Origin of the sequence: Streptomyces sp. NPDC050287 (assembly GCF_044459385.1) — a bacterium.
Classification (GTDB): Bacteria; Actinomycetota; Actinomycetes; order Streptomycetales; family Streptomycetaceae; genus Streptomyces.
The window spans coordinates 61,389-85,544 of the sequence record NZ_JBITIY010000001.1 but is presented as its reverse complement, the minus strand read 5'-3'; the positions used below and the strand labels follow the sequence as shown (position 1 = coordinate 85,544).

Genomic DNA, 24,156 nt, shown 5'->3' with positions numbered 1-24,156 from the left:
CGCCCCTTTTAGGCGCCATGCCCGCCCCCGACTGATGGAGGACCGAACCCCGTATGACCGCGCCGCACGTGTCGCTCCCCGGCGACCCGACGCATCTGCTCCCGCCCCCCGACCACCTCTCGTCTCCCGTCACCGGCTGGACCCGCGCCCACTGGGAGGCGATGGCCGACCGCCTCCTCGACGGGCTGCTGCCGTACGCCACCCGGGGTCTCGCCCAGTACCGGCTGCCCGGACCGGCCAGCCACTCCGGGCCCTGGTCGGACGGACTGGAGGGCTTCGCCCGTTCCTTCCTGCTCGCCGCCTTCCGCATCGCGGGCTCGGACGGCCGCGTCGGCCCCGCTCTCATCGAGCGGTACGCGGCCGGACTCGCCGCCGGTACCGACCCGCACGGCGACGAACGCTGGCCGCCCATCACCGACCGCGCCCAGCCCATGGTCGAGGCCGCGTCGATCGCGATCGCCCTGCACGAGTCGCGCCGCTGGCTGTGGGACCACCTCGACGACCGCGTACGCGGGCACGTCACCGACTGGCTGGGCGGTTTCGTCGGCGCCGACGTCAACGACTCCAACTGGCGTCTGTTCCAGGTCATCGCGGAGGAGTTCCTGGCCTCCGTCGGCGCCCCGCACCGCCGGGCCGAGATCGACGCCGGGCTGGCCCGCCTGGACGACTGGTACCGGGGCGGCGGCTGGTACACCGACGGCGACGGCCGCAAGTTCGACTACTACAACGCGTGGGCCCTGCACCTGTACCCGGTGCTGTGGGCGCGTATCGCGGGCCCGCGCGCCAACCCGGAGACGGTGGCCAGGCACCGTACCCGGCTGCGGGAGTTCCTCGCCGTCCACCAGCACTTCTTCGGCTCCGACGGCGCCCCCGTCCACCAGGGCCGCTCCCTGACCTACCGCTTCGGGACCACCGCCCCGCTGTGGGCGGGCGCCCTCGCCGACGCCACCCCGCTGCCGCCCGGCCGCACCCGCCGCCTCGCCTCGGGCGCCCTGAAGCACTTCGCCGAGCGCGGGGTGCCCGACGAGCGGGGGCTGCTCAGCCTCGGCTGGTACCGGTCCTTCCGCCCCGTCACCCAGCCCTACTCGGGCCCCGCCTCCCCGTACTGGGCGAGCAAGGCCTTCCTCGGGCTGCTGCTGCCCGCGGACCACCCGGTGTGGACGGCACCCGAGGAACCCGCCCCCGTCGACACGGCCGACGTCCGCCTCGCGCTTCCCGCGCCCGGCTGGCTCCTGCACTCCACCGCGGCCGACGGGATCGTACGGCTCGTCAACCACGGCAGCGACCGGTTCCCGCCCCCGCCGGCGACCGCCGAGGAAAGCCCGCACTACACCCGGTTCGCCTACTCCAGCGCGACGGCCCCGGAAACGCCCGACCCGACGGCACAGGCCCCGGCCACCGGTCCGGACAACCACCTCGCCCTGCTCGGCCCCGACGGCACGCCGTCCCCGCGTGGCCGCATCCACCCGCTGGGCGCCTCGGGCAACCGTGCCGCCTCCTGGCACCGGGCGCTGGGACACCGCGTCGAGACGGTGAGCGTGGTCCACGGCCCGTGGGAGGTGCGTGTGCACCACCTCGACGTCCCGCCCGGAACCCCGGTCCGCGAGGGCGGCTGGGCCGTCGCCGACGACACCGCGCCGCCGGTCGCCCTGACCGGCCCCGGCCGGGCATCGGCCCGCCGCGCGGACGGCCTGACCAGCGCGATCACCGGCCTGTACGGCTGGGACGCAGCCCAGAGCAGCGTTGTCACGGCCCTCGACGCCAACGCCGTCGGCCGCCACTCGGCGACCCCCGTTCTCGAACTGGGCGACGCCGGGCGGCTGTTGGTCACCCTCGTGGTGCTCGGCGCCGGCCCGGACGCGCTGCGCACGGGAGCGGCCGCGTCGGTCGCCGAGGACGGAACCGTGCAGATCCGCTTCCCGGACGGCACCCGGGAGCGGGTGCTGCCAGGGCTCAGCGACGCGTCAGAGCCAACGCCCGGTCCAGCGCCAGAAGGAACGAGTTGACGGTCACCCGGTCCCGCACCGCCAGCCGCAGCCACTCCTCACCCAGCCCCGGGAAGGTGTCCCCGCGCCGTACCGCGAAACCCAGGTCGCGCAGGTGCGCGCGTACGGCGTCGGCCTTCGGCAGTCGTACGAGGACGAAGGGGCCCTCGGCCGGCCCGGCCACCCGCAGCCCGTCGGCGGCGAACTCCTCCAGGCCCGCGACGAGATGGGCCCGGTCGGCGGCGACGCGGTGCGCGGCATGGGCGGCCTCCGCCAGCGCCCGCGGCGAGACGCACTCCCTGGCCGCCGCGAGGGCGGGGGTGGACACCGGCCACAGGGGCTGGGCGCGTTCCAGTTCCGCGATCGTCTCCGGGGCCGCCAGCACGTAGCCGATGCGCAGCCCGGCCAGGCCCCACGTCTTGGTCAGGCTGCGCAGCACCACAAGACCGGGCACGTCCCTCCGCCCGGCCAGCGCCTCCCGCTCGCCGGGTACCGCGTCCATGAACGCCTCGTCCACGACCAACGTCCGCCCGGGGCGGGCCAGTTCGGCGATCGCGGCGGCCGGGTGCAGGACGGATGTGGGGTTCGTAGGGTTGCCGATCACCACCAGGTCCGCGTCCTTGGGTACGGCCGCCGGATCCAGCCGGAAACTGTCCTCCTCCCGCAACAGCACCCGGCCCACCGTGTGCCCGGCGTCCCGCAGGGCCGCCTCCGGTTCGGTGAACTGCGGGTGCACGACCACCGGCCGGCGTACCTTCAGGCCGCGCGCGAGCAGCACGAACGCCTCCGCGGCGCCCGCCGTCAGCAGCACCCGCTCCACCGGGAGCCCGTGCCGCGCCGCCACAGCCGCCCGCGCCGCCCGTCCGTCCGGGTAGGCGGCGAGGCCGGTCAGCGACTCGGCGATCCGCTCCCGCAGCCAGGCCGGCGGCGTGTCCGCGCGGACGTTCACGGCGAGATCGACGAGCGCCGAGCCGTCGTCACGCACCTCGGCGTCGCCGTGGTGCCGCAGGTCGTGCCCCTCAGTGCGCATGGGAGTGTGCGTGTCCTCCGTGGTGGTGGTGCCCGTGGTGGTCCTCGTCGTCCGGGTGGAAGTGCGGCTGCTGCGGCAGACCGACCTTGTCCTCGAACCCGGGCAGCGCGATCCGGTACACGCACGAGTCGCAGTTCATCCGCAGATCGCCCTGGACGGCCTCCGCGTACCGCTCCATCACCAGGTCGAGCAGCTCCGGCTCCGGACCGATCACGTCGGCCGACCGCACCTCGACCTCCGGGTGCGCCGCCGCCCAGCCCTCCGTCTGCTGCCGCACCCGGTCCGGAAGGATCCCGGTGAACAGGAAGTAGGGCAGCACGACGATCCGCCGCGCCCCGAGCTTCGCGCACCGGTCCAGGCCGCTCGGCACGTCCGGCGCCGCCAGCGACACGAACGCCGTCTCCACGCCCGCGTATCCGCGCCCCTCCCACAGCAGCCGGGCCGCCTTGTGCACCTCGGCGTTGGCGTCCGGGTCGGTGGAGCCGCGCCCGACCAGCAGCACGGTCACGTCGGCCCGGTCCGCGGGGGTACGCGCGGAGGATCCGAGCGCCTCGTCCAGCCGCCGCTCCAGCACGGCCAGCAGCGCGGGATGCGGGCCCAGCGGACGGCCGTAGCTGTAGGAGATCTGGGGGTGCCGCTCCTTCTCGCGGGCCAGCGCGGCCGGGATGTCACCCTTGGCGTGCCCGGCGGACACCAGCATCAGCGGGACGGCGGCGAACCGGCGTACCCCCCGCTCCACCAGCTCGGTGACGGCGTCCCCCAGCGGTGGCGGGGACAGTTCGATGAAGCCGCCCGCGACGGGCAGTTCCGGGTGGCGGGCGCCCAGCTCCCGGACGAAGTCGCGGAACGCCTCGGCTCCGGCATCGTCCCGGGTGCCATGGCCGGCGATGAGCAGGGCGGGCGGCGGGGTGGTCACGATGTCTCCTCGGACGGGGAAAGGGGGTGGTACAGCAGGGCGTTGAGTGCGGCGGCGGCGACCGCCGAACCGCCCTTCTCGGACACGTTGCTGACAGCGGGCAGCCCGCTCTCGCGCAGCGCGGCCTTGGACTCGGCCGCCCCGACGAAGCCGACGGGCAGACCGATGACGAGCGCGGGGGAGACGTCAAGGATCAGCAACTCCTCCAGGGCGGTGGGCGCGTTGCCGATCACCCACAGGGCGCCGGGCCCGACCTGTTCGTACGCCAGCCGGATGGCATGGGCCGAACGGGTCAGTCCGGGCCCGGCCTCGGCGTCCCGGAGCCGGCAGACGGTCTCGCGCCGGGTGATCCCGGCGGCGACCATCTCGACGTCGACGACCACCGGCGCCCCGGCGTGCAGCGCGGCGTGCGCCTTCTCCAACCGGCCCTCGTCCATGACGAGATCGCTCGCGTAGTCGAGGTCGGCCGCGGAGTGGATCACGCGCTCCACGACCGCCCGGGTCAGCGGCGGGAAGTGCGAGGTGTCCAGACGGGCGCGCAGCCGCCGGAAGGACTCCTGCTCGATCGGATGGACCACCCGGTCCACGCCCTGCGCAGCGTTCATTCGGCGCCCTCCTGGCCCGCGGCGGAACCGCTGTTCGGTGCGGCCTGCCAGCGGTAGCCGCGCGGGGTCACCATGCGTCCGGCGATCCGCCGGGTCGCCGTGTTGCCCACGGTCACGACCGTCATCATGTCGACCGTCGCCGGGTCCAGGTCCGCCAGGGTCGTCAGCCTGGCGGACTCGTCCGGCCGTGACGCGTTGCGTACGACACCGACCGGCGTCGTCGGCTCCCGGTGCCCGGCGAGGATCGCCAGCGCCTTCGGCAACTGCCAGTCCCGGCCCCGGCTGCGCGGGTTGTAGAACGTCACGACGATGTCCGCCTCGGCCGCCGCCCGCACCCGCCGCTCGATGACCTCCCACGGGGTGTGCAGGTCGGACAGGCTGATCGACACGTGGTCGTGGCCGAGCGGGGCACCGAGGATCGCGGCGGCCGCGAGAGCGGCGGTCACCCCGGGTACGCCGATCACGTCGATGTCGTCGGAGGCCTCGGCGAGCGCGGGGGAGGCCATGGCGTAGACGCCGGCGTCCCCACTCCCGATCAGCGCGACGGCCTGCCCCTTGCGGGCCTCCGTCACGGCCGTCCGCGCCCGCTCCTCCTCGGCCCCGAGTCCCGACTCCAGGATCCGGGTGCCGGGCCGCAGCAGATCGCGGATCTGGTCGACGTACTGGTCGAGCCCCACGAGCACGGAGGCGCGCCGCAGTTCGGCCTTGGCGCGCGGGGTGAGCAGGTCCCGGGCGCCCGGCCCGAGCCCGACCACCGCGAGGCGCCCGCGCGCGGGACGCCGTACGACGGCACAGGTCGCCATGGCGACAGTCGCGGCCGACTTCCGCTTCGGGACGAGGAGTTCACCCCCGCGGACGAGCGCGGCCGCCTCCGCGACGGACGGCGTACCGACGGCCGCGAGGGGCGCGTCGGACGGGTTGGGCACGTCGACGGCGGCCAACTCCTCGGCGGGGTAGGTCACCAGCGGCACCCCGAGCCGCTCGGCGGCTTCGACGATCCCGGGCTCACCGGCCTTCGCGTCGACGGTCGCGAGCTCGGCGACGCTCCGAGCGGACAGCCCCGCCTCCCGCAACGCGCCCTCGACCAGCTCCAGCACCTCGTCGACGGGGGCACCCTTGGAGGCGCCGACGCCGACGACGAGAGAGGGCGGCCGAAGGAGCACCTCGCGGTCGGCGGGCGTGGCGGCACGATCCGTCACCCGGATCGAGTACGTCCCCTCGGTGGTGACCCGAAGAGGGGGCAGCGGCCAGCTCACCTCGGTCTTCAGCGCGACCGGTGCGCCGTCCAGCAGGGCCCGCGTGACCCCGGCGACATCGCCCTCCACCGGGAAACCGAGCGTGTCAAGACCCGGCACCCCCACCGCGTCCGTGGCCGTCGTCACCACGGGCTCGGCCCCCAGCAACTCCCCGACCTCGTCAGCGAGTTCGTTCGCCCCGCCGCCGTGCCCGCCCACCAGCGACACGGCGAACCGCCCGCCCTCGTCGACGCACACCACACCCGGGTCGCTCGCCTTGTCCCCCAGCAGCGGCGCGACCAACCGCACCACGGCCCCCGTCGCCAGGAAGCACACGAGCTGCTCGCACTGAGCGAACGCGGCCCGTACGGCGTCCCCCACGGGACCGTCGTACACACGCGTCCGCTCCGGCCACGCCGCGGCCAGCCGGTCCCGCGCAGCCGCGCCCGCCGAGGTGGCGGAAATGAGGCCGATCACAGGGCAACTCCTTCGTCTTCAGCAGAGGATGCCGGGGCCCGTACGCCCCACAGCAGGAAAACCGGATTGGTCGCCGCGAGCCGGGTCACGTCGCCCGGCAGCGGTGCGAGCCGGGAGGACTGCAGGAGTACGCCGTCGCAGTCGAACCCGGCGCCGGTGAGCGCCGCGCGCGCGGCCGGCACCCGGTCGAGCGCGGCCATCGCGACCACGACGGCCCGCCGGGCCCGCCGCGCACACGCCGAGACGACGGCGGGCAACTCGCGCCCACCGCCGCCGACGAACACCGCGTCGGGATCGTCGAGTCCGGCGAGCGCGTCCGGCGCCACGCCGTGCACCACCCGTACGTCCACCCCGTGCGCGACGGCGTTCGCCCGGATCCGCTCGACACCGTCGGCGGTCTTCTCGACCGCCGTCACGGCCGCGCCGAACCGCGCGCACTCCACGGCCACGGAGCCCGAGCCCGCGCCGACGTCCCAGACCAGATCGCCGAGACGCGGGCCGAGCCGGGCCAGCGCCAGTGCCCGTACCTCGAACTTGGTGATCATCGAGTCCCGGTGGGCGAAGTCGCCCTCGTCCAGGGCCCATCCGGCGGGCCCCGCGGGCGCCCCGGCGACCGTCCGTACGGCACCCGGCGCCCGCTCCTCGTCCAGGCACAGCACCACGCTCACCGCCGAACCCCAGTCCCGGGCGGCGGCCTCGGCGGGGGTCACCCGCTCCACGCGTTCGTCGCGGGAACCCAGCGCCGACGCGACCACCAGGACCCGCGCGGAGGACGTCAGCGCGGCCCCCAGCTCCGCCGGCCCTGCCCCCGGCCCCGTCAGCACGGCGACCTTCGGCCGGGCCCGGCACACGTTGACCGCGGTCCGCAGTTCCCGCCCGTGCGCGCTCACCACCACCGCGTCGTCCCAGGGCAGCCCGACCCGCGCGAAGGCGGCGGCGACGGAGGAGACCCCGGCCCGCACCTCGAGCCGCCCGGCACCGAACCGCTCCGCCAGCACCCGCACGATCCCGAAGAACCCGGGGTCGCCGGAGGCGAGCACGACGACCCGACCGTCCTTGTCGACGTACTCCTCCATGGCGTCGAGGGCGGGCGCCAGCGGTCCGAGCACGATCCGCTCGGCCGCCTCGGGCAGGCGTACGGCGTCCAGATGCCGCCGCCCGCCCACGACCAGGTCCGCCCCCGCGAGGACATCCTCGGGCGGCGGCGCTCCCGTCCCGGTGCCGACGACTGTGATCACGTGCTCGCACCCCGGGAGCGCAGGGCCTTGCGGGCCTCGGGGTCGGCCTTGCGGTAGCCGTGGAAGTGACCGGGGTGGTAGAGGTGCGAGCGCGTGCCCTCGGCGTCGAGCGCCGGGCCCACGAGGAACAGGGTGTGCTTCCAGAGCTTGTGCTCCTTGACCGTCTCCTCCAGCGTGCCGATCGTGCACTTCACGATCAGCTCCTCCGGCCAGGTCGCCTGGTAGGCGACGACGACCGGGGTGGTCGTCGGATAGCCGCCCTCCAGCAGCTCCCGCACGAGCTGCCCGCTGCGGGCGGCCGACAGGAAGACCGCCATGGTGGTGCCGTGCTTGGCGAACTCCCGCACCTCCTCGCCGGGCGGCATCGGCGTCTTGCCGCCGCCGAGCCGGGTCAGGACCACGGACTGCGCGACCTCCGGGACGGTCAGCTCGCGCTGCGCCAGCGCGGCCACGGCGGAGAACGCGGACACACCGGGGACGACCTCCGTCTCGATGCCGATCCGGGCGCACCGGTCGAGCTGCTCCTGCGTACCGCCCCACAGGGCCGGGTCACCGGAGTGGATCCGGGCCACGCGCAGGCCATCGGCCCGGGCCCGCTCGTACACGGCGACCACGTCCTCGAGCGACATGGTCGCCGAGTCGAGGATCTCGGCACCCTCCCGGGCGTGTTCGAGGACCTCCGCCTGGACCAGGCTGGCCGCCCAGATCACGACATCGGCCTCGGCGATGGCCCGCGCGGCGCGGAAGGTCAGCAGGTCGGCGGCGCCGGGGCCGGCACCGACGAAGGTCACCTTGCCGGTGGGGGCATCGGCCATGGGTTCGGTCCTCTCGTACGGAAGTTCAGTACTGCGGGGGTCGGATGTGCGTGAGCGGGGCTTGATCGGATACCAAGAGCACATGGCGGTCCTCGTCGCGCTCGGCGCGTTCCTGATGACGCTGGCCGGCGGCTGGACGGCACTGCGCGTGACCGACCGCCGCCATCTCGTGCTGGGCCTGGCCGGCGGCCTGATGCTCGGCGTGGTCGGCCTCGACCTGCTGCCGGAGTCGCTGGAGGCGGCAGGCGCCGAGGTCTTCGGCGTACCCGCCGCCCTGCTCCTGTTCGTGGCGGGCTTCCTGCTCGCCCACATGGTGGAACGCCTGCTCGCGGTACGGCAGGCCGCGCACGGCGCGGAGGAGAGTGACGGCCGGGCGCCCCAGGTGGGTCTGACGGCGGCCGCCGCGATGGTCGGCCACAGCGCCATGGACGGCGTGGCGATCGGCGCGGCCTTCGAGGTGGGCGGCGGCATGGGCGTCGCGGTCGCGCTGGCCGTCGTCGCCCACGACTTCGCGGACGGCTTCAACACCTACACGATCACGAGCCTGTACGGGAACGCCCGCCGCCGGGCCCTGACGATGCTGTTCGCGGACGCGGCGGCCCCCGTGCTGGGCGCCGCCTCCACCCTGCTGTTCACCATCCCCGAGCAACTGCTCGGCGGCTACCTCGGCTTCTTCGGCGGCGCGCTCCTCTACCTCGCGGCGGCCGAGATCCTTCCCGAGGCCCACCACGACCACCCCGCCCACTCGACCCTGCTGTGCACGATCGCGGGAGTGGCGTTCATCTGGCTGGTGGTGGGAGTCGCCGGCTGACCCGGCGCCTCGTGACGGGCTCACAGCTTTCCGCCCCGGCCGCCGTCGCGCCGCGCGGGCGCGATCAGCGTGGACAGATACGGCAGGGGAGCACCGTCGAGTTCGGCGGCCGGCCGGATGGACTCGGACTCCAGCCCCAGCGCCGACCCCCATACGGCGCCGTCGAGCCGCCCGGTCTCCCGCAGCGCCTCGACGACGTCCGCCGCCTGCCGCCCGAACTTGTAGGCGACGACGGTCCCGGGCCCGTTCAGCGCCTCCTTGAGCACGGCGGCCCCGGCGGTCACGGGCACCAGCGTCAACGGCTCGGTGCCCTCGGTGAGCACGGCCCCCGAGCGCGCCGCCAAATCCTGCATGGCGGTGATCCCCGGCACGGTCTCCACGACGACGCCCGGCACCAGCTCGCCGATGGTCTGCGCCAGATAGGTGAAGGTGGAGTACACGTTCGGATCACCGATGGTCGCGAAGGCAACTACCCCGCGCTGCCCCAGCAACTCGGCGACCCGCGCACCCGCCGCGTCCCAGGCGGCCTCCCTCCGCCCCCGGTCGGACCGCTCGTTGAGCGCGAACACGACCCGCAGGACCTTGTCCTCGGGCACGTAGTGCAACACGGTCGCCTCGGCCCGGCCCCGCTCACCGCCATCTTTTCCGTCAGACGCAGCCATCACCGGTACGACGACCACGTCGGCGGCCCGCAGCGCGTTGACGCCCTTGACGGTCACCAGCTCCGGATCCCCGGGCCCGACCCCGACCCCGATCAACCTGCTGCTGCTCATGACGTCCGGCACCTCTCCACGAACCGACGGGCGACACCGGGCTCGGACGCCCAGTGCGTGTGCAGATAACTCGCGTGCACACCCTGCTGTACGAAACCTTCGAGCCGCCGGTGAGGGGTACGCACCCCCCAGGCGGCGACCTCCCCCGCCCCGGGCTCCACCACGGTCCGATGGAACTCGTGTCCCCGCATCCGCGTCCCCGCGACGGCCAGCACACTGTCGCTCACGGCCACGGCGTCCCGGTACCCGAGCGTGAGCCGCTCGCTCATCCGCGCGGCGCCGTCGAGCACGCCGCACATGGGCTTCCCGTCGAGTTCCCGGCAGAGATAGAGCAGCCCGGCACACTCGGCGGCGACCGGGCCACCGCTCTCCGCGAGGCTCGCGATGGACCTGCGCAGCGGCTCGTTGGCGGACAGCTCGGACGCGTACACCTCCGGGAACCCGCCCCCGATGACCAACCCCTGTGTCCCGTCGGGTAGTTGCTCATCCCGGAGCGGATCGAAGGAAACGACTTCCGCCCCGGCGGCGGTGAGAAGCTCGGCGTGCTCGGCGTAGGAGAAGGTGAAGGCGGGACCACCGGCTATGGCGACTCGCACCTTTGGACCCGGGGCGGCTGTATCCAGCCCGTCCGGCTCCTTCGAACGCAGGCCCGCGTCATTCAGCCCGTCCGGCGCTTGAGGACGAGGCCCGTTCAGGGCCGACAGCGGGGGTCTGGGGGCGGCAGCCCCCAGGGTCGGGACGGGTAGGGGCGGAGGGGGCGAAGAAACCAAGACCTCAGCCGCATCCCACGCCGCACCCGACAACGCCCCCGCACCCCGCGCCAGCCCGAGCAACGCCTCAAGGTCACACCCGGCGGCAACCTGCGCACCCATCGCCGCCACAGCCTCCACCGCCGAAGCACGCCGCTCGGCGACCGGCACCAGCCCGAGATGCCGCGACGGCGTGGAAACCTTCCCCACCCGCCGCAACACGCCCAGCACAGGCACCCCGGCCGAGTCCAACGCCTCCCGCAGCAACTCCTCATGCCGATCCGACGCGACCTTGTTGAGGATCACGCCCCCGACCCGCACCTCCGGATCCCACGAGGCGAACCCGTGCACCAGCGCCGCGACAGACCGGGACTGCGACGACGCGTCGACGACCAGCACCACCGGCGCCCGCAACAGCTTCGCCACGTGCGCGGTGGACGCCAGTTCACCCTCCCCGGCGGCCCCGTCGTACATCCCCATCACACCCTCGACGACGGCGATGTCACACCCGCGCGCCCCGTGCAGGAACAACGGCCCGACCAACTCCGGCCCGCACAGATACGCGTCGAGGTTCCGCCCCACCCGCCCGGTGGCGAGCGCGTGATAGCCGGGGTCGATGTAGTCCGGTCCGACCTTGTGCGGGGACACGGCAAGCCCCCGCGCGGCGAACGCGGCCATCAGCCCCGTGGCCACGGTGGTCTTGCCGCTGCCGGACGACGGCGCGGCGATGACCAGCCGGGGGACGGACGAGGACATCACCACTCGATACCCCTCTGCCCCTTCTGCCCGGCGTCCATCGGATGCTTGACCTTGGACATGTCGGTCACGAGATCGGCGAAGTCCACCAGCTTCCCGGGCGCGTTCCGTCCCGTGATCACGACATGCTGGGTTCCGGGCCGGTCCCGCAGCACGGAGACGACCTCGTCGACGTCGACCCAGCCCCAGTGCAGCGGGTACGCGAACTCATCCAGCACGTACAGCTGGTACGTCTCGGCGGCCAGGTCCCGCTTGACCTGCTCCCAGCCCTCCCGGGCCTTCTCCTCGTTGTCCATCTGGGAATCCCGCTGGACCCAGGACCACCCCTCGCCCATCTTGTGCCAGGCGACGGTCCCGCCCTCGCCGGAGTCCCCGAGCACCCGCAGCGCCCGTTCCTCGCCGACCTTCCACTTCGCCGACTTGACGAACTGGAACACCCCGATGGGCCACCCCTGGTTCCAGGCCCGCAGCGCGAGCCCGAACGCGGCGGTCGACTTGCCTTTGCCGACGCCCGTGTGGACGACGACGAGCGGCCGGTTACGGCGCTGGCGGGTCGTCAGCCCGTCGTCCGGTACGACACTCGGCTGTCCCTGCGGCATTACGCGGCCCTCCTCGAAGTCCCCTGAACATCCCTGACCAGCCCGGCGATGGAGTCCGCCCGCAACTCGTCCAACGTCACCGCCGTACCGCCCAGCTCACCCGCGAGCTGCCCGGCCAGCCCCAGCCGCACCGGCCCCGACTCGCAGTCGACGACCACGGAGGCGACCTGCTCGGCTGCGAACAGCCGCGCCGCACGCCCGGCGAGAGCGACCGGCTCCGGCCCGCCGGTCGCCCGTCCGTCCGTCACCACGACGACCAGCGCCCGCCGCGCGGGATCCCGCAGCCGCTCCACCCGCAGCACGTCATGCGCCTTGAGCAGCCCGGCCGCGAGCGGTGTCCGCCCGCCGGTCGGCAGCGACTCCAGCCGCACGGCCGCCGCGTCCACCGACGAGGTCGGCGGCAGGGCCACCTCCGCGGCCGACCCCCGGAACGTCACCAGCCCCACCTTGTCGCGCCGCTGATAGGCATCGAGCAGCAGCGACAGCACGGCACCCTTCACCGCGCTCATCCGCTGCCGGGCCGCCATCGACCCCGAGGCGTCGACCACGAACAGCACGAGGTTCCCCTCGCGCCCTTCCCGGGTCGCCTGCCGCAGATCGTCGCGGCGTATCACCAGCCCACGTCCCAAACGCCCGCGCGCCCGCTGATGCGGCGCCGCCGCCTGCACGGTCGCCGCCAGGTGCAGCTTGGTCAGCGCCCCCTGGGGCCGCCGGGCACCGGTCGTCCGCCCGTGCTCGGTCCGCGCCCGCGAACGCCGCCCGGCGGCACCCTCACCGAGCCCCGGCACACTCAGCACCTTGGTACGAAAGGGCTCGGCGGCCCGCGCCGGCTGCTGCTCGCCCGCGCCGCCACCGGAAGCCTGCGGCTCGCCGCCCTCCCCGGCATCGGGCAGCGCACCGCTGTCACCGGCCCCCTCACCCGGCCCCTGCCCCTCGTCGGGCCCGTCCGAAGGCGGCTGACCGCCCCCACCGGGCCCGTCGGGATCGGGATCCTCGTCGTCGGATCCTTCCCCGAACTCCTCCAACGTCTCGTCGAGCCTGTCCTCGTCCAGCCCCGGCGCGTCAAAGGGATTACGGCGCCTGCGGTGCGGCAGCGCGAGCAGCGCCGCCTGCCGTACGTCCTCGGCGAGCACGTCCGTCCGCCCGGCCCACGCCGCCAGCGCGGTGGCCGTCCGCGCCATCACGATGTCGGCCCGCATGCCGTCCACTTCGAACGCCGCGCACGTCGCCGCGATCTGCCGCAGCGCCCCGTCGCCCAGCCGCACCGACGGCAACAGCTCCCGCGCCGCCACGATCCGCGCCCGTACGGCGGCCTCCTCGTCCGCCCACCTCGCCGCGAACCCGTCTGGATCGTCGTCGTAGGCGAGCCGCCGTCGTACGACCTCGACCCGCTGGTCGGGCTCCCGCGAGGCCGCGACCTCCACGGTCAGCCCGAACCGGTCCAGCAACTGCGGCCGCAGCTCGCCCTCTTCGGGGTTCATCGTCCCCACGAGCAGGAACTTCGAGGCGTGCCGTACGGAGACACCCTCGCGTTCGACGTACGAAGCGCCCATCGCCGCCGCGTCCAGCAGCAGGTCGACCAGGTGGTCGTGGAGGAGGTTGACCTCGTCGACGTACAGGATCCCGCGGTGCGCGTCGGCGAGCAGGCCGGGCTCGAAGGCCTTCACGCCCTCCGACAGGGCACGTTCGATGTCCAGCGCGCCCACGAGCCGGTCCTCGGAGGCGCCGACCGGCAACTCGACCATCCGCGCGGCCCGCGCGATACCCGCGCCGGGCTCGTGCGGGCCGTCCGGGCAGGCGGGGTCGGGGGCGGCCGGGTCGCAGGAGAAACGGCAGCCGGGGACGACCGGCACCTCGGGCATGAGCGCCGACAGCGCGCGCACGGCCGTCGACTTGGCGGTGCCCTTCTCACCGCGCACCAGCACACCGCCGACCGCCGGCGACACGGCGTTCAGCAGCAGCGCGAGCCGCAGGTCGTCCTGGCCGACCACGGCCGTGAACGGGAACGGGGTACTCACTTGTCGTCGCCCTCCAAGTCGCCTTCCAGCTCCAGGTAGGTGGCCCGCAGCCGTTCCAGGGTGTCCGCTTCCGGCTCGGCCCACAGGCCACGGTCGGCGGCCTCCAACAGCCGTTCCGTGATACCGCGCAGCGCCCACGGGTTGGACTTCTTCATGAAGTCACGGTTCTCCGCGTCGAAGACGTACTCGGCGCTGAGCTTCTCGTACATCCAGTCGTCGACCACGCCGGCCGTGGCGTCGTACCCGAAGAGGTAGTCCACGGTGGCCGCCATCTCGAAGGCGCCCTTGTAGCCGTGCCGCCGCATCGCCGCCATCCAGCGCGGGTTGACCACCCGGGCGCGGAAGACGCGGTGGGTCTCCTCGCCCAGCGTGCGGGTCTTGACCTGGTCCGGGGTCGCCGAGTCGCCCACGTACGCCTCGGGGCTCGCGCCCGTCAGGTGCCGCACCATGGCGACCATGCCGCCGTGGTACTGGAAGTAGTCGTCGGCGTCGACGAGATCGTGCTCGCGTGTGTCGACGTTCTTCGCAGCGACGGCGATCCGTTTGAACGCCGTCTCCATGTCCCCGCGCGCCGCCCGCCCGTCGAGCCCGCGCCCGTAGGCGTAGCCGCCCCACACCGCGTACACCTCGGCGAGGTCCGCGTCCGACCGCCAGTTCCGCGCGTCGATCAGCGGCAGCAGCCCCGCCCCGTAAGCCCCCGGCTTCGAGCCGAAGACACGGGCCGTCGCGCGCCGCCGGTCGCCGTGCTCGGCGGTGTCCGCGTCGGCGTGGGCACGCACGTAGTTCCGGTCGCCGGGCTCGTCCAGCTCGGCCACCGCCCGCACCGCGTCGTCGATCAGCCCGACGACGTGCGGGAAGGCGTCCCGGAAGAACCCGGAGATCCGGACCGTGACATCGATGCGCGGCCGGCCGAGCTCCTCCGACGGGACCACTTCGAAGCCGGTCACCCGGCGCGAGGCGTCGTCCCACACCGGACGGCAGCCCAGCAGGGCCAGGATCTCGGCGATGTCGTCGCCCTGCGTGCGCATCGCGGACGTCCCCCACACCGTCAGGCCGACGGACTTCGGGTACTCCCCGGTGTCCTGGAGGTACCGCTGCACGAGGGAGTCGGCGAGCGACTGCCCGACCTCCCAGCTCAGCCTGGAGGGGATGGCCTTGGGGTCGACGGAGTAGAAGTTCCGGCCGGTCGGGAGCACGTTGACGAGACCACGCGTCGGCGAACCGGACGGACCGGCCGGGACGTAACCGCCGTCCAGCGCCTTGAGGATGTGGTCGATCTCGTCGGTGGTCTTCTCCAGGCGAGGGACGACCTCGTCGCAGGCGAACTCCAGCACCGCGACCGCCTCGGGGAGTTCGGTGCCGACCACGTCCCTGATGAGCGCGCGGCTCTCGGCCGCCACCCACCCCCGCGTCTCCATGCCCTCCGCGATCCGCCGGCACAGCTGCTCCAGCAGATCGACGGCGTCGGCGGCCGAGCGCGCGGGCCCGTCCACCAGCTCCGTCAACTCCACCGGGACCTTGACCGGCGCCCCCGGCTCGGCGAGCAACTCCTTCTCGCTGAGCCCGAAATGGGCCGCCAGGCAAGCCCGCAGTCCCGGCAGGGCGTTCGCCTGCCCGCCCCACACCTGCGAGGCCCGCAGCACGGCGAGCACCAGGTTCACCCGCGGCTCTCCGACCGGACCGCCGCCCAGGATGTGCAGCCCGTCCCGGATCTGCACGTCCTTGATCTCACACAGATACCCGTCGATGTGCATCACGAACTCGTCGAACGCTTCGTCGTCCGGCTGGTCGTCGACATGCAGGTCGTGGTGCAGCTCGGCCGCCTTCACCAGCGTCCAGATCTGCGCCCGCACCGCCGGGGCCTTGGTGGGGTCCAGGTCGGAGACGAGCGCGTACTCGTCGAGCAGCTGCTCCAGCTTGGCCAGGTCGCCGTAGGTGTCGGCGCGGGCCATCGGCGGCACCAGGTGGTCGACGACGGTGGCGTGCCCGCGCCGCTTGGCCTGGGTGCCCTCGCCGGGGTCGTTGACGATGAACGGGTAGACCAGGGGGAGTTCCCCGAGCACGGCGTCGGGAGCGCAGCCCCCGCTGAGCCCGAGGCCCTTGCCGGGGAGCCACTCCATCGTGCCGTGCTTGCCCATGTGCACGATCGCGTCGGCGCCGAACGAGTTCTCGAGCCAGCGGTACGCCGCCATGTAGTGGTGGGACGGCGGCATGTCCGGGTCGTGGTAGATCGCGATCGGGTTCTCGCCGAAGCCGCGCGGCGGCTGGATCATCACGACGACGTTCCCGAACTGCAGGGAGGCCAGCACGATGTCGTCCCCGTCGACGTACAGGGAGCCCGGCGGTTCGCCCCACGCCTCCAGCATGCCGTCCCTGAGCTCCGGGTCGAGCTTGTCGAACCAGGCCCGGTAGTCGGCGAGCGGCACCCGGGCGGGCGCCGCCGCCAGCTGCTCCTCGGTGAGCCACTCGACGTCGTGGCCACCGGCGTTGATGAGCCGGTGGATCAGCTCGTCCCCGTTGTCGGGGTGCCCCTCGACGACGTATCCGGCGTCCCGGAGCGCGTCCAGCACCCGTACCGCGGACACGGGCGTGTCCAGGCCGACCGCGTTGCCGACGCGCGAGTGCTTGGTCGGATAGGCGGTGAAGACGAGCGCCAGCTTCTTCTCGCCGTTCGGCTTGTGCTTCAACCGGGCGTGCCGTACGGCGATCCCGGCGACCCGCGCGGCCCGCTCCGGGTCGGCGACGTACACCGGAACATCGTCGGGACCCTGCTCCTTGAACGAGAACGGCACGGTGATCAGCCGCCCGTCGAACTCCGGGATCGCGACCTGCATCGCCGCGTCCATGGGGGAGAGGGCGGCGTCGGACCCCTCCCAGGCGCTCTTCGAGGACGTCAGGCACAGACCTTGCAGCACAGGGACGTCGAGGTCGGCGAGCGCACCGATGTCCCAGGCCTCCTCGTCCCCGCCCGCCGACGCCTGTGAGGCGTGGGTGCCGCCTGCGGCGAGGACGGTGGCGACGAGGGTGTCTGCCCTGGACAGAAGCTCATAGAGTCGCGCGTCCGCGCCGCGGAGCGAACCGCAGTACACGGGAAGGGCGTTGGCGCCCCGCGCCTCGACGGCGTCGCACAGCGTGTCCACGAAGGCGGTGTTGCCGCTGAGCTCATGAGCCCGGTAGAAGAGCACGCCGACCGTGGGGCGGCCCTCGACGAAGGGACGCTCCCCGTGCACGCCGAACTCGGGCATCTTCTGCGGCTCGACGAACCCCTCGCCCGTCAGCAGCACCGTGTCGGAGAGGAACCGCGCGAGCTCGGTCAGGTTCTCCGGGCCGCCCTCGACGAGGTACCTGAGCGCCTCGGCCACCACACCGGCGGGCACGGACGACTCGGCCATCAACTCCGCGTCGGGCACGGTCTCCCCGCCGAGCAGCACCGTGGGGATCCCCGACGCCTTCAGGGCGGCCAGCCCGTCCTCCCAGGCCCGCTTGCCGCCGAGCAGGCGTACGACGGCGATGTCCGCGCCCTCGACGAGAGAGGGCAGCTCCTCCGTGACATCCACCCGGGTCGGATTGCCGATCCGGTACGAGGCACCGGTAGCGGCCCGGGCCGCCAGCAGGTCCGTGTCGGCGGTCGACAACAACAACACTGTGCTCATGCGGGCGCTCCCGGTGGAATGAAAGGCAGTCCTTGCGGCGCGCCGGACTCGATGAGCCGCCACAGCGCGTCCGTGTCCGCGTGCTGTTCGATCAGGTCGCCGAGCCGGTCGAGCTGCTCCTCGCGCAGCGCGGCGAATGAGGTGTCGGGCGCCGGTACGAAACGGCGGCCCGCGGCGAGGGCCACCTCGCGCAGGAAGGCCCGCCGGAAGCCGTCCGACTCCAGCGAACCGTGCCAGTGGGTGCCCCAGGTCTGGCCGATCCGGCAGCCGTCCAGGAAGGGTTCCCCACCGCTGATCTCGGCGACCCCGTGATGGATCTCGTACCCCTCGACCCGCTCCCCGAGGGCCTCACCGGCCGGCCTCGTCAGGGTCTTCTCGCGGGCGAACCGCACCCGCACGGGCAGCACACCGAGCCCGTCGACATGGCCCCGCCGGCTCTCGACCTCGTCCTCGATGTGCTCGCCGAGGACCTGGAAGCCACCGCAGATGCCGAGGACGGGCCGGTCTTCGGCGACCCTGCGTTCGATGGCCTCCGCCAGCCCGCGCTCCCGCAGCCACTCCAGCGCACGAACCGTTCCCCGAGTCCCCGGGATGACGACGAGGTCGGCGTCCGCCAGCTCCTCCGCCCGGTCCACGAACCGCACGACGACACCCGGCTCGGCGGCCAGCGCGTCCACGTCGGTGAAGTTGGACATCAGGGGGACCGCGCAGACGGCGATCCTCAGGACGTCCTCACCGACGGGCGGCGCCACGTTCGACTCCCGGACCGTGCCCCGCAGGGAGACCCGCAGCCCGTCCTCCTCATCGATCCCGAGCCCGTGTCGGAAGGGCAGGACGCCGTACGTGTGCCGCCCGGTGAGCGCGTGCAGCATGTCGAGCCCGGGTTCGAGCAGCGAGACGTCCCCGCGGAACTTGTTGACGAGGAACCCGGCGACGAGGGCCTGATCCTCGGGCGAGAGCAGTGCGACGGTCCCGAAGAAGGAGGCGAAGACGCCCCCGCGGTCGATGTCGCCGACCACCAGGACGGGCAGCCCGGCGTTCCGGGCGATGCCCATGTTGACGATGTCGGTCCGCCGCAGATTGATCTCGGCGGGAGAACCGGCCCCCTCACAGATCACCGCGTCATACGTGCCCCGCAACTCGGCGAGACAGTCGAGCACGGTCCCCAGCAGCTTCTGCTGCCGCCCGCCGTGATAGCCGCGCGCACTGAGCTCCCCGACCGGCTTCCCGAGCAGCACGACCTGACTGCTCTGCTCACCGCCCGGCTTGAGCAGCACGGGGTTCATCAGCGCGGTCGGCTCGATGCGGCAGGCCTGCGCCTGCATGGCCTGGGCCCGCCCGATCTCGGCCCCTTCCCTCGTCACGAACGAATTGAGGGACATGTTCTGCGCCTTGAAGGGCGCGACCTTCACCCCCTGCCGCACCAGCCACCGGCAGATCCCCGCGGTGACGACACTCTTGCCGGCGTCGGAGGTGGTACCGGCGACCAGAAGACCACCACTCATCGGATACGCCCCCTGGTGAGAAACCGCCCGGCGACACTGACGCCGAGAGCCAGCAGACCGACGTGCCGGGACAGCCGCACGGCCCGCTCGATGTCGTGCGCGACCACGGCACGCCCCTCTCCGTTGAGCACGGGCCGATGCTCGACCCGCCCCGCATAGGACAGGGTCCCGCCGAGCCGCACCCCGAGCGCCCCGGCGAACGACGCCTCCACAGGCCCGGCGTTGGGACTCGGATGCTTCCCGGCATCGGTCCGCCAGGCGCGTACGGCTCCCCGCGGATTCGGACCCGCCAGCATGGCCAGTACGGCGGTCAGCCGTGCCCCCGGCCACCCCACCAGGTCGTCCGTCCGTGCCGAGGCCCACCCGAACCGCCGGTACCTGTGCGACCTGTGCCCGACCATGGCGTCCAGGGTGTTGACGGCCCGGAACCCGAGCAGCCCGGGCACACCGCCCAAGGCCCCCCACACCAGCGCCCCGACCACCGCGTCGGAGGTGTTCTCGGCGACGGACTCCACGACGGCCCGCGCGATCCCGTCGGCGTCCAGCGCCTGCGGATCCCGCCCGCACAGATGCGGCAGCCGCGCCCGCGCCCCCTCGACGTCCCCCGCCTCCAGCGCGCGCCCGATGGCCCTGGCCTCCCGCGCGAGTGAAGTCCCGCCGACGACGGCCCAGGTGGCGGCGCCGGTCAGCGCGACGGAAGCGGCAGGGGAGGTACGTACGGAACGAGCGGTCAAAGCTCCGAGCGCCGTGACCCCACCGGCGCACACAACGGCGTACAGCGCGCCCCACCCCCGGTGGTCACGCCACAGCACCCGCTCCACGGCACCCGCGGCACGTCCGAACACGGCGACCGGATGTCCACGGCGGGGATCGCCGAGGAGCAGGTCACCGAGGAGGCCGGCGACGGCGCCGTACGCGAAAACGCGATCGGCACGCATGGACTCAGCCGACCGCTGTCACAGACAGGGAGGAGCTGATCAACCTCGAACGGCAGCCGAGCATGGCGATATGTCCTCACTCAGGGTGTCCACGCCCTGGTTCGACGAGACCGGCGGTGAGAGTTCCTGGCTCCCGGGGCTTTCTACCCCGGTGACAGTGGCGGGACCGCGCCGGATTCTCACCGGCTTCCTCTCCTGCCGCCGTACATGGCCCCGGCAGTCCACCACGGGGTTGGAAGGGCCGTCAACTTGCCGTTGACCTGCGAAGGGAGAGTGTGCTGAGGCCCACACGCGAGCGGTCACAACCGTCACAACGCACGTGGGGTGCGGGACGGCGATCCGTCCCGCACCCCACGCGTTGTCCGGGTGCCGCAGGTCAGGCGACGATCAGTGAGATCCCGTACGCCACCGCCGCCGCGCACGCGGCGAAGCACGCGTAGGCGCCGGTGACCGCGAGGGCGGCGGAGCCGCCCTGGGCCGCGGCCCGCTCCCGGCGGGACAGGCCCATGATGCCGAGGGTGAACAGGGCCACGAGTGCCACGGTGACCACGAGGCTGACGCCGAAGACGGAGCCGAGTGCCGCCCAGTCGATCTTCATCCTGTTGCTTCCTTAGACGGTGGTCGCGGCCGGCGGGGCCGCGGGGTCGGCGGTGGTGACGGCTCCGGCGGGCGCCGGGATGGTGGCCGTGAGGTCCTCGGCGACGGACCCCGCCGGGGGCGGGGTGACCGCGGCGATCGCGGCGGTCACCACACCGGCCGGCTCCGCGGTCTCGCGGGCGTCGGGCTCGGTGACGACGTTGGTGTGGTCGACGACCTCCCGGCGGGAGAGCTTCCAGATGGCCGCGCTGGAGGCGATCAGGAAGACGGCGACCAGGGCGGTGCCGACGTCCCCGATGCCGGTCACGTACTCGGCGAGCGCGCCGACCAGGGCCGCGGCCGGCAGGGTCAGACCCCACGCCACGAACATCCGGGTGGCAGTCGACCAGCGCACGACCCCGCCCTTGCGGCCGAGGCCCGCGCCCATCACCGAACCGGAGACGGAGTGCGTGGTGGAGAGGGAGAAGCCGAGGTGGGAGGAGGCCAGGATGACCGTGGCCGCGCTGGTCTGGGCGGCGAAGCCCTGCTGCGGCTGAAGGTCCGTCAGGCCCTTGCCCATGGTGCGGATGATGCGCCAGCCGCCGAGGTAGGTGCCGAGCGCGATGGCGAGACCCGCGGAGAGGATGACCCAGGTGGGCGGGTCGGAGTCGGGGGCGACGACGCCGCCGGCGACCAGGGCGAGGGTGATGATGCCCATCGTCTTCTGGGCGTCGTTCGTGCCGTGGGCGAGCGAGACCAGGCCGGCCGAGGCGATCTGACCCGCGCGGTAGCCCTTCTCCGCCGCCTTGCCGTCGGCCTTCTTGCCGAGCGTGTAGGACAGGCGGGTGGCGAGCATCGCGGCGACGCCCGCGACGACCGGTGCCGCGATCGCGGGGAGCAGGACCTTGGTGACCAGCACGTCACCATGGACCGCGCTCATACCGGCGGAGGCGATGGTGGCCCCGATCAGACCGCCCATCAGGGCGTGCGAGGAACTGGAGGGCAGGCCCACCAGCCAGGTCACGAGGTTCCAGAGGATCGCGCCGACCAGGGCGGCGAAGATGACCTCGGGACGTATGCCGGTCTCGTCGACGAGACCTTTGGAGATCGTGTTGGCGACCTCCACGGAGAGGAAGGCACCCACAAGGTTCAGCACGGCGGACATGGCCACCGCGACCTTGGGCTTGAGCGCACCGGTCGAGATGGTCGTGGCCATCGCGTTGGCGGTGTCGTGGAAACCGTTCGTGAAATCGAACGCAAGCGCGGTTACCACCACGATCGCGAGGATCAGCGAGAAGTTTTCCATTTACCCAGGCAATCGTTCGAGGTCATTGGCCGGACGAACGTAGGTAACCTGGATGAACGGAAGATGAACTGAAGCAGGCCGCACGGTGTCCGGCGATGCTGATTTCCGCACCGCCGAACCCAGCCCGGTCCCCGTGGCCCCGTGCGACCCTGGCGCCCCTTGGCTATACGCCTCTGGCGAACGCCCTCAGCCGGCTGAGGGACCCGTTGAAGAGATTCTGGTCACCCGGCAGACCGCCGCCGTTGTCGTACTGCCAGATCGTCCAGAACGACCACCCCCCGGGCAGCGCCCCCGCGTCCGCCGCGTTGTAACGGGCCACCCACAGCGCGTGATTGGCGGCGAATGCGCGACTGCCTCCGGTGCAGGTGTTCCACCAGTGGGCGGTGGTGTAGATCACCGGGCGGCGGCCGGTGAGGCGCTTCGTCTCGTCACTGAACGACTTGATCCAGCTGACCATCTTCGGCTTGCTCAAGCCGTAGCACTTGTGCTTCTTGTCGTACGGGTTGTACTCGATGTCCAGGGCGGGCGGCAGCGTCCAGCCGTCGGCGGTCCAGGCGCCGCCGTTGCGCACGAAGTACGCCGCCTGCGTTCTGCCCGACGACTTGTCCGGGAGCGCGAAGTGGTACGCCCCGCGGATGATGCCCGCGCTGCGCGCCCCGTTGTACTGCTGACCGAAATACGGGCTGCGGTACGTGTGCGACTCGGTCGCCTTGACGTAGACGAACCTGGCTCCCCTGGCCTTGCTCTGCTGCCAGTCGACGTTCTTCTGGTGGGAAGAGACGTCGTGCCCCTTCGGCAGGCCCGCCGCCGAGGCGGGCGTCTCGGCGAGTGTGATCCCCCCTGCGGTGAGCGCCGCCACGGACACCGCGACGACGCGGTGGCGACAGTGGAACGATGTGCGATCACGGGCCATGTGTCCCCCCGGAAATGGCTACGTGCACGACAAATCTCCGCGAGATTACTGGAAGATCATCGGATTGTCGGCGATCTCCGGCCAAGTGATCGAAGAAGGCTGTATATGCCTGTATGCGACCTTTCGGAGTAGTGGATTCCGGCCTAAAGTGCCCCCGCCTCGCGCTGAGTTGACGCCGGTCCTGGAAGGATCGCCGCATGACCGAGGAACAGCGGGAACAGCGGGAACAGTGGGATGCGCGGGGCGTGCTAGGTGCGCGAGAGGGCGCGGAAGACGTGGTGCGGGAGCCGCGGGGGAGGGGCGTGCGCCCCGAGGAGGCGCACGCCTGGGAGACGCTCGTCGCGACGGCCCGCCGCACGGTGTCCGAGGGGCTGGTCGTCGGCACCTCCGGCAACGTCTCGGTGCGCGTCGGGGGCACCGTACTGGTCACACCGTCGGGCGTGCCCTACGACCGGCTCACCCCGACGGACATCACCGGCGTGGACCTCGACGGCCGTCAGGTGCTCGGCACCCTGACCCCGACCAGTGAACTGCCCATGCATCTCGCGGTCTACCGCACCACCGACGCCGGTGCCGTCGTCCATACCCACGCCGTGCACGCCACGGCCGTCTCGACCCTCGTACCCGAGCTCCCCGTGATCCACTACATGGCCGGCGCGCTCGGCGGGCCCGTCCGAGTTGCCTCGTATGCCACGTACGGCACCGACGAGTTGGCCGAGAACATGCTCCACGCCCTGGCCGACCGCTCCGGCTGCCTCCTCCAGAACCACGGCACCCTCACCTACGGCACCACCCTCGACCAGGCCTACGACCGCACGGCCCAGCTGGAGTGGATGTGCCGCCTGTGGCTGACCGCCTCCTCGGTACCGGGACTGTCACCGACACTCCTGACCGAGGCACAGCTCGCGGAGGCGGGGGAGCGGTTGCGGGGGTACGGGCAGCGGGGGTGAGGCTTCGAAGCGCGCCCGGCGTCCCTGCCTCGACCCGTCAGCCGACTGCCGGTCCGGCCGCCGAAGTGATCGCGCGGCGCCGGGCCGTGCGCCCTGCCGACAACTCGGCCCGTGGCTCGGCCCGTGGCTCGGCCCGTGGCTCGGCCCGTGGCCGGGCCGGTATCGGGGCATCCAGGGCCGCCCTTCGAGGACCGGGAAGCGCCCGTACGTTCCGGCGGTGCCGATTGCCATGACGCCACCGGGGACCACACCCCGCGGCACGCACCTCGTACCTACCAATCCGAAACATCACTCCGGGCCGTCCTCCC

The 24,156-nt window shown here is 72.8% G+C and carries 19 protein-coding genes and 1 riboswitch; of the genes, 3 read left to right on the top strand and 16 right to left on the bottom strand.

Annotated elements, in window-relative coordinates; genetic code table 11:
• Positions 1-53: 53 nt before the first annotated feature.
• Entirely contained in the window at positions 54-2,006 is a 1,953-nt protein-coding gene (locus tag ACIBK3_RS00405) for a DUF2264 domain-containing protein (protein WP_399360314.1), read from the top strand.
• Here ACIBK3_RS00405 and cobC read toward each other — a convergent pair.
• From cobC to cobM, 6 genes are read right to left on the bottom strand one after another with little or no spacing between them, the layout of a single operon-like run.
• Entirely contained in the window at positions 1,954-3,015 is a 1,062-nt protein-coding gene (gene cobC / locus ACIBK3_RS00400) for an Rv2231c family pyridoxal phosphate-dependent protein CobC (RefSeq protein ID WP_399360312.1), read from the bottom strand. The two genes, ACIBK3_RS00405 and cobC, sit on opposite strands and share 53 nt — an antisense overlap.
• Positions 3,005-3,931, bottom strand: coding sequence for a sirohydrochlorin chelatase (locus tag ACIBK3_RS00395; RefSeq protein ID WP_030679256.1), 927 nt, complete (start codon positions 3,929-3,931; stop codon positions 3,005-3,007). The genes cobC and ACIBK3_RS00395 overlap by 11 nt, the downstream gene beginning before the upstream one ends.
• Positions 3,928-4,518, bottom strand: a complete 591-nt coding sequence (locus ACIBK3_RS00390) for a precorrin-8X methylmutase (protein WP_399362022.1) — start codon at positions 4,516-4,518, stop codon at positions 3,928-3,930. The genes ACIBK3_RS00395 and ACIBK3_RS00390 overlap by 4 nt, the downstream gene beginning before the upstream one ends.
• 14 nt (positions 4,519-4,532) lie before the next feature.
• Positions 4,533-6,248 (bottom strand): precorrin-3B C(17)-methyltransferase, encoded by a 1,716-nt coding sequence (cobJ, locus tag ACIBK3_RS00385; RefSeq protein WP_399360310.1) that lies wholly within the window; start codon positions 6,246-6,248, stop codon positions 4,533-4,535.
• The gene (gene cbiE / locus ACIBK3_RS00380; protein ID WP_399360308.1) at positions 6,245-7,486 is read right to left on the bottom strand and encodes a precorrin-6y C5,15-methyltransferase (decarboxylating) subunit CbiE; all 1,242 of its coding nucleotides are present in this window, start codon (positions 7,484-7,486) and stop codon (positions 6,245-6,247) included. The genes cobJ and cbiE overlap by 4 nt, the downstream gene beginning before the upstream one ends.
• Positions 7,483-8,301 (bottom strand): precorrin-4 C(11)-methyltransferase, encoded by an 819-nt coding sequence (gene cobM / locus ACIBK3_RS00375; RefSeq protein ID WP_399360306.1) that lies wholly within the window; start codon positions 8,299-8,301, stop codon positions 7,483-7,485. Before cobM ends, cbiE begins: the two co-directional genes overlap by 4 nt.
• An 82-nt stretch (positions 8,302-8,383) precedes the next feature.
• Between cobM and ACIBK3_RS00370 the strand changes: the two genes are divergently transcribed.
• Positions 8,384-9,112, top strand: coding sequence for a ZIP family metal transporter (locus tag ACIBK3_RS00370; protein ID WP_399360304.1), 729 nt, complete (start codon positions 8,384-8,386; stop codon positions 9,110-9,112).
• A gap of 20 nt (positions 9,113-9,132) precedes the next feature.
• Here the strand turns inward: ACIBK3_RS00370 and cobI are convergent, their stop codons facing one another.
• From cobI to ACIBK3_RS00320, 10 genes are all read right to left on the bottom strand, one after another.
• A complete protein-coding gene (gene cobI, locus ACIBK3_RS00365; protein WP_399360302.1) occupies positions 9,133-9,885 on the bottom strand; it encodes a precorrin-2 C(20)-methyltransferase in 753 nt (250 codons plus the stop codon).
• Positions 9,882-11,390: a cobyrinate a,c-diamide synthase gene (locus tag ACIBK3_RS00360; protein WP_399360300.1), complete on the bottom strand. Its 1,509-nt coding sequence runs from the start codon at positions 11,388-11,390 to the stop codon at positions 9,882-9,884. Before ACIBK3_RS00360 ends, cobI begins: the two co-directional genes overlap by 4 nt.
• The gene (gene cobO / locus ACIBK3_RS00355; RefSeq protein WP_399360297.1) at positions 11,390-11,989 is read right to left on the bottom strand and encodes a cob(I)yrinic acid a,c-diamide adenosyltransferase; all 600 of its coding nucleotides are present in this window, start codon (positions 11,987-11,989) and stop codon (positions 11,390-11,392) included. The genes ACIBK3_RS00360 and cobO overlap by 1 nt, the downstream gene beginning before the upstream one ends.
• Positions 11,989-14,007: a putative cobaltochelatase gene (locus tag ACIBK3_RS00350; RefSeq protein ID WP_399360295.1), complete on the bottom strand. Its 2,019-nt coding sequence runs from the start codon at positions 14,005-14,007 to the stop codon at positions 11,989-11,991. Before ACIBK3_RS00350 ends, cobO begins: the two co-directional genes overlap by 1 nt.
• Positions 14,004-17,660 (bottom strand): cobaltochelatase subunit CobN, encoded by a 3,657-nt coding sequence (cobN, locus tag ACIBK3_RS00345; protein WP_399360293.1) that lies wholly within the window; start codon positions 17,658-17,660, stop codon positions 14,004-14,006. The genes ACIBK3_RS00350 and cobN overlap by 4 nt, the downstream gene beginning before the upstream one ends.
• Positions 17,657-19,165 carry a cobyric acid synthase gene (locus ACIBK3_RS00340; RefSeq protein WP_399360291.1) on the bottom strand — a complete coding sequence of 503 codons (1,509 nt, stop codon included), beginning with the start codon at positions 19,163-19,165 and terminating at the stop codon, positions 17,657-17,659. Before ACIBK3_RS00340 ends, cobN begins: the two co-directional genes overlap by 4 nt.
• Positions 19,162-20,103 (bottom strand): cobalamin biosynthesis protein, encoded by a 942-nt coding sequence (locus tag ACIBK3_RS00335; RefSeq protein ID WP_399360289.1) that lies wholly within the window; start codon positions 20,101-20,103, stop codon positions 19,162-19,164. The genes ACIBK3_RS00340 and ACIBK3_RS00335 overlap by 4 nt, the downstream gene beginning before the upstream one ends.
• Before the next feature lie 99 nt (positions 20,104-20,202).
• Positions 20,203-20,345: riboswitch (cobalamin riboswitch) on the bottom strand.
• 134 nt (positions 20,346-20,479) lie between these two features.
• Complete coding sequence (locus ACIBK3_RS00330; protein WP_399360287.1) at positions 20,480-20,701, bottom strand: hypothetical protein; 222 nt, start codon at positions 20,699-20,701, stop codon at positions 20,480-20,482.
• A 12-nt stretch (positions 20,702-20,713) separates the two neighbouring features.
• Positions 20,714-21,985, bottom strand: coding sequence for an anion permease (locus tag ACIBK3_RS00325; RefSeq protein WP_399360285.1), 1,272 nt, complete (start codon positions 21,983-21,985; stop codon positions 20,714-20,716).
• Between the two features lie 163 nt (positions 21,986-22,148).
• A complete protein-coding gene (locus ACIBK3_RS00320; protein WP_399360283.1) occupies positions 22,149-22,898 on the bottom strand; it encodes a lysozyme in 750 nt (249 codons plus the stop codon).
• Positions 22,899-23,095: 197 nt separating this feature from the next.
• On the opposite strand from ACIBK3_RS00320, the gene ACIBK3_RS00315 reads away from it, so the two are divergent.
• The gene (locus tag ACIBK3_RS00315; protein ID WP_399360281.1) at positions 23,096-23,848 is read left to right on the top strand and encodes a class II aldolase/adducin family protein; all 753 of its coding nucleotides are present in this window, start codon (positions 23,096-23,098) and stop codon (positions 23,846-23,848) included.
• Positions 23,849-24,156 lie beyond the last annotated feature (308 nt).

Coding starts and splice junctions, on each gene's coding strand:
- ACIBK3_RS00370 (WP_399360304.1), top strand. CDS start 8,384: ATGGCGGTCCTCGTCGCGCTCGGCGCGTTCCTGATGACGCTGGCCGGC.
- cobO (WP_399360297.1), bottom strand. CDS start 11,989: ATGCCGCAGGGACAGCCGAGTGTCGTACCGGACGACGGGCTGACGACC.
- ACIBK3_RS00360 (WP_399360300.1), bottom strand. CDS start 11,390: ATGTCCTCGTCCGTCCCCCGGCTGGTCATCGCCGCGCCGTCGTCCGGC.
- ACIBK3_RS00320 (WP_399360283.1), bottom strand. CDS start 22,898: ATGGCCCGTGATCGCACATCGTTCCACTGTCGCCACCGCGTCGTCGCG.
- cobN (WP_399360293.1), bottom strand. CDS start 17,660: ATGAGCACAGTGTTGTTGTTGTCGACCGCCGACACGGACCTGCTGGCG.
- cobI (WP_399360302.1), bottom strand. CDS start 9,885: ATGAGCAGCAGCAGGTTGATCGGGGTCGGGGTCGGGCCCGGGGATCCG.
- cobM (WP_399360306.1), bottom strand. CDS start 8,301: ATGGCCGATGCCCCCACCGGCAAGGTGACCTTCGTCGGTGCCGGCCCC.
- ACIBK3_RS00315 (WP_399360281.1), top strand. CDS start 23,096: ATGACCGAGGAACAGCGGGAACAGCGGGAACAGTGGGATGCGCGGGGC.
- ACIBK3_RS00325 (WP_399360285.1), bottom strand. CDS start 21,985: ATGGAAAACTTCTCGCTGATCCTCGCGATCGTGGTGGTAACCGCGCTT.
- cobC (WP_399360312.1), bottom strand. CDS start 3,015: ATGCGCACTGAGGGGCACGACCTGCGGCACCACGGCGACGCCGAGGTG.
- ACIBK3_RS00340 (WP_399360291.1), bottom strand. CDS start 19,165: ATGAGTGGTGGTCTTCTGGTCGCCGGTACCACCTCCGACGCCGGCAAG.
- ACIBK3_RS00330 (WP_399360287.1), bottom strand. CDS start 20,701: ATGAAGATCGACTGGGCGGCACTCGGCTCCGTCTTCGGCGTCAGCCTC.
- ACIBK3_RS00405 (WP_399360314.1), top strand. CDS start 54: ATGACCGCGCCGCACGTGTCGCTCCCCGGCGACCCGACGCATCTGCTC.
- ACIBK3_RS00335 (WP_399360289.1), bottom strand. CDS start 20,103: ATGCGTGCCGATCGCGTTTTCGCGTACGGCGCCGTCGCCGGCCTCCTC.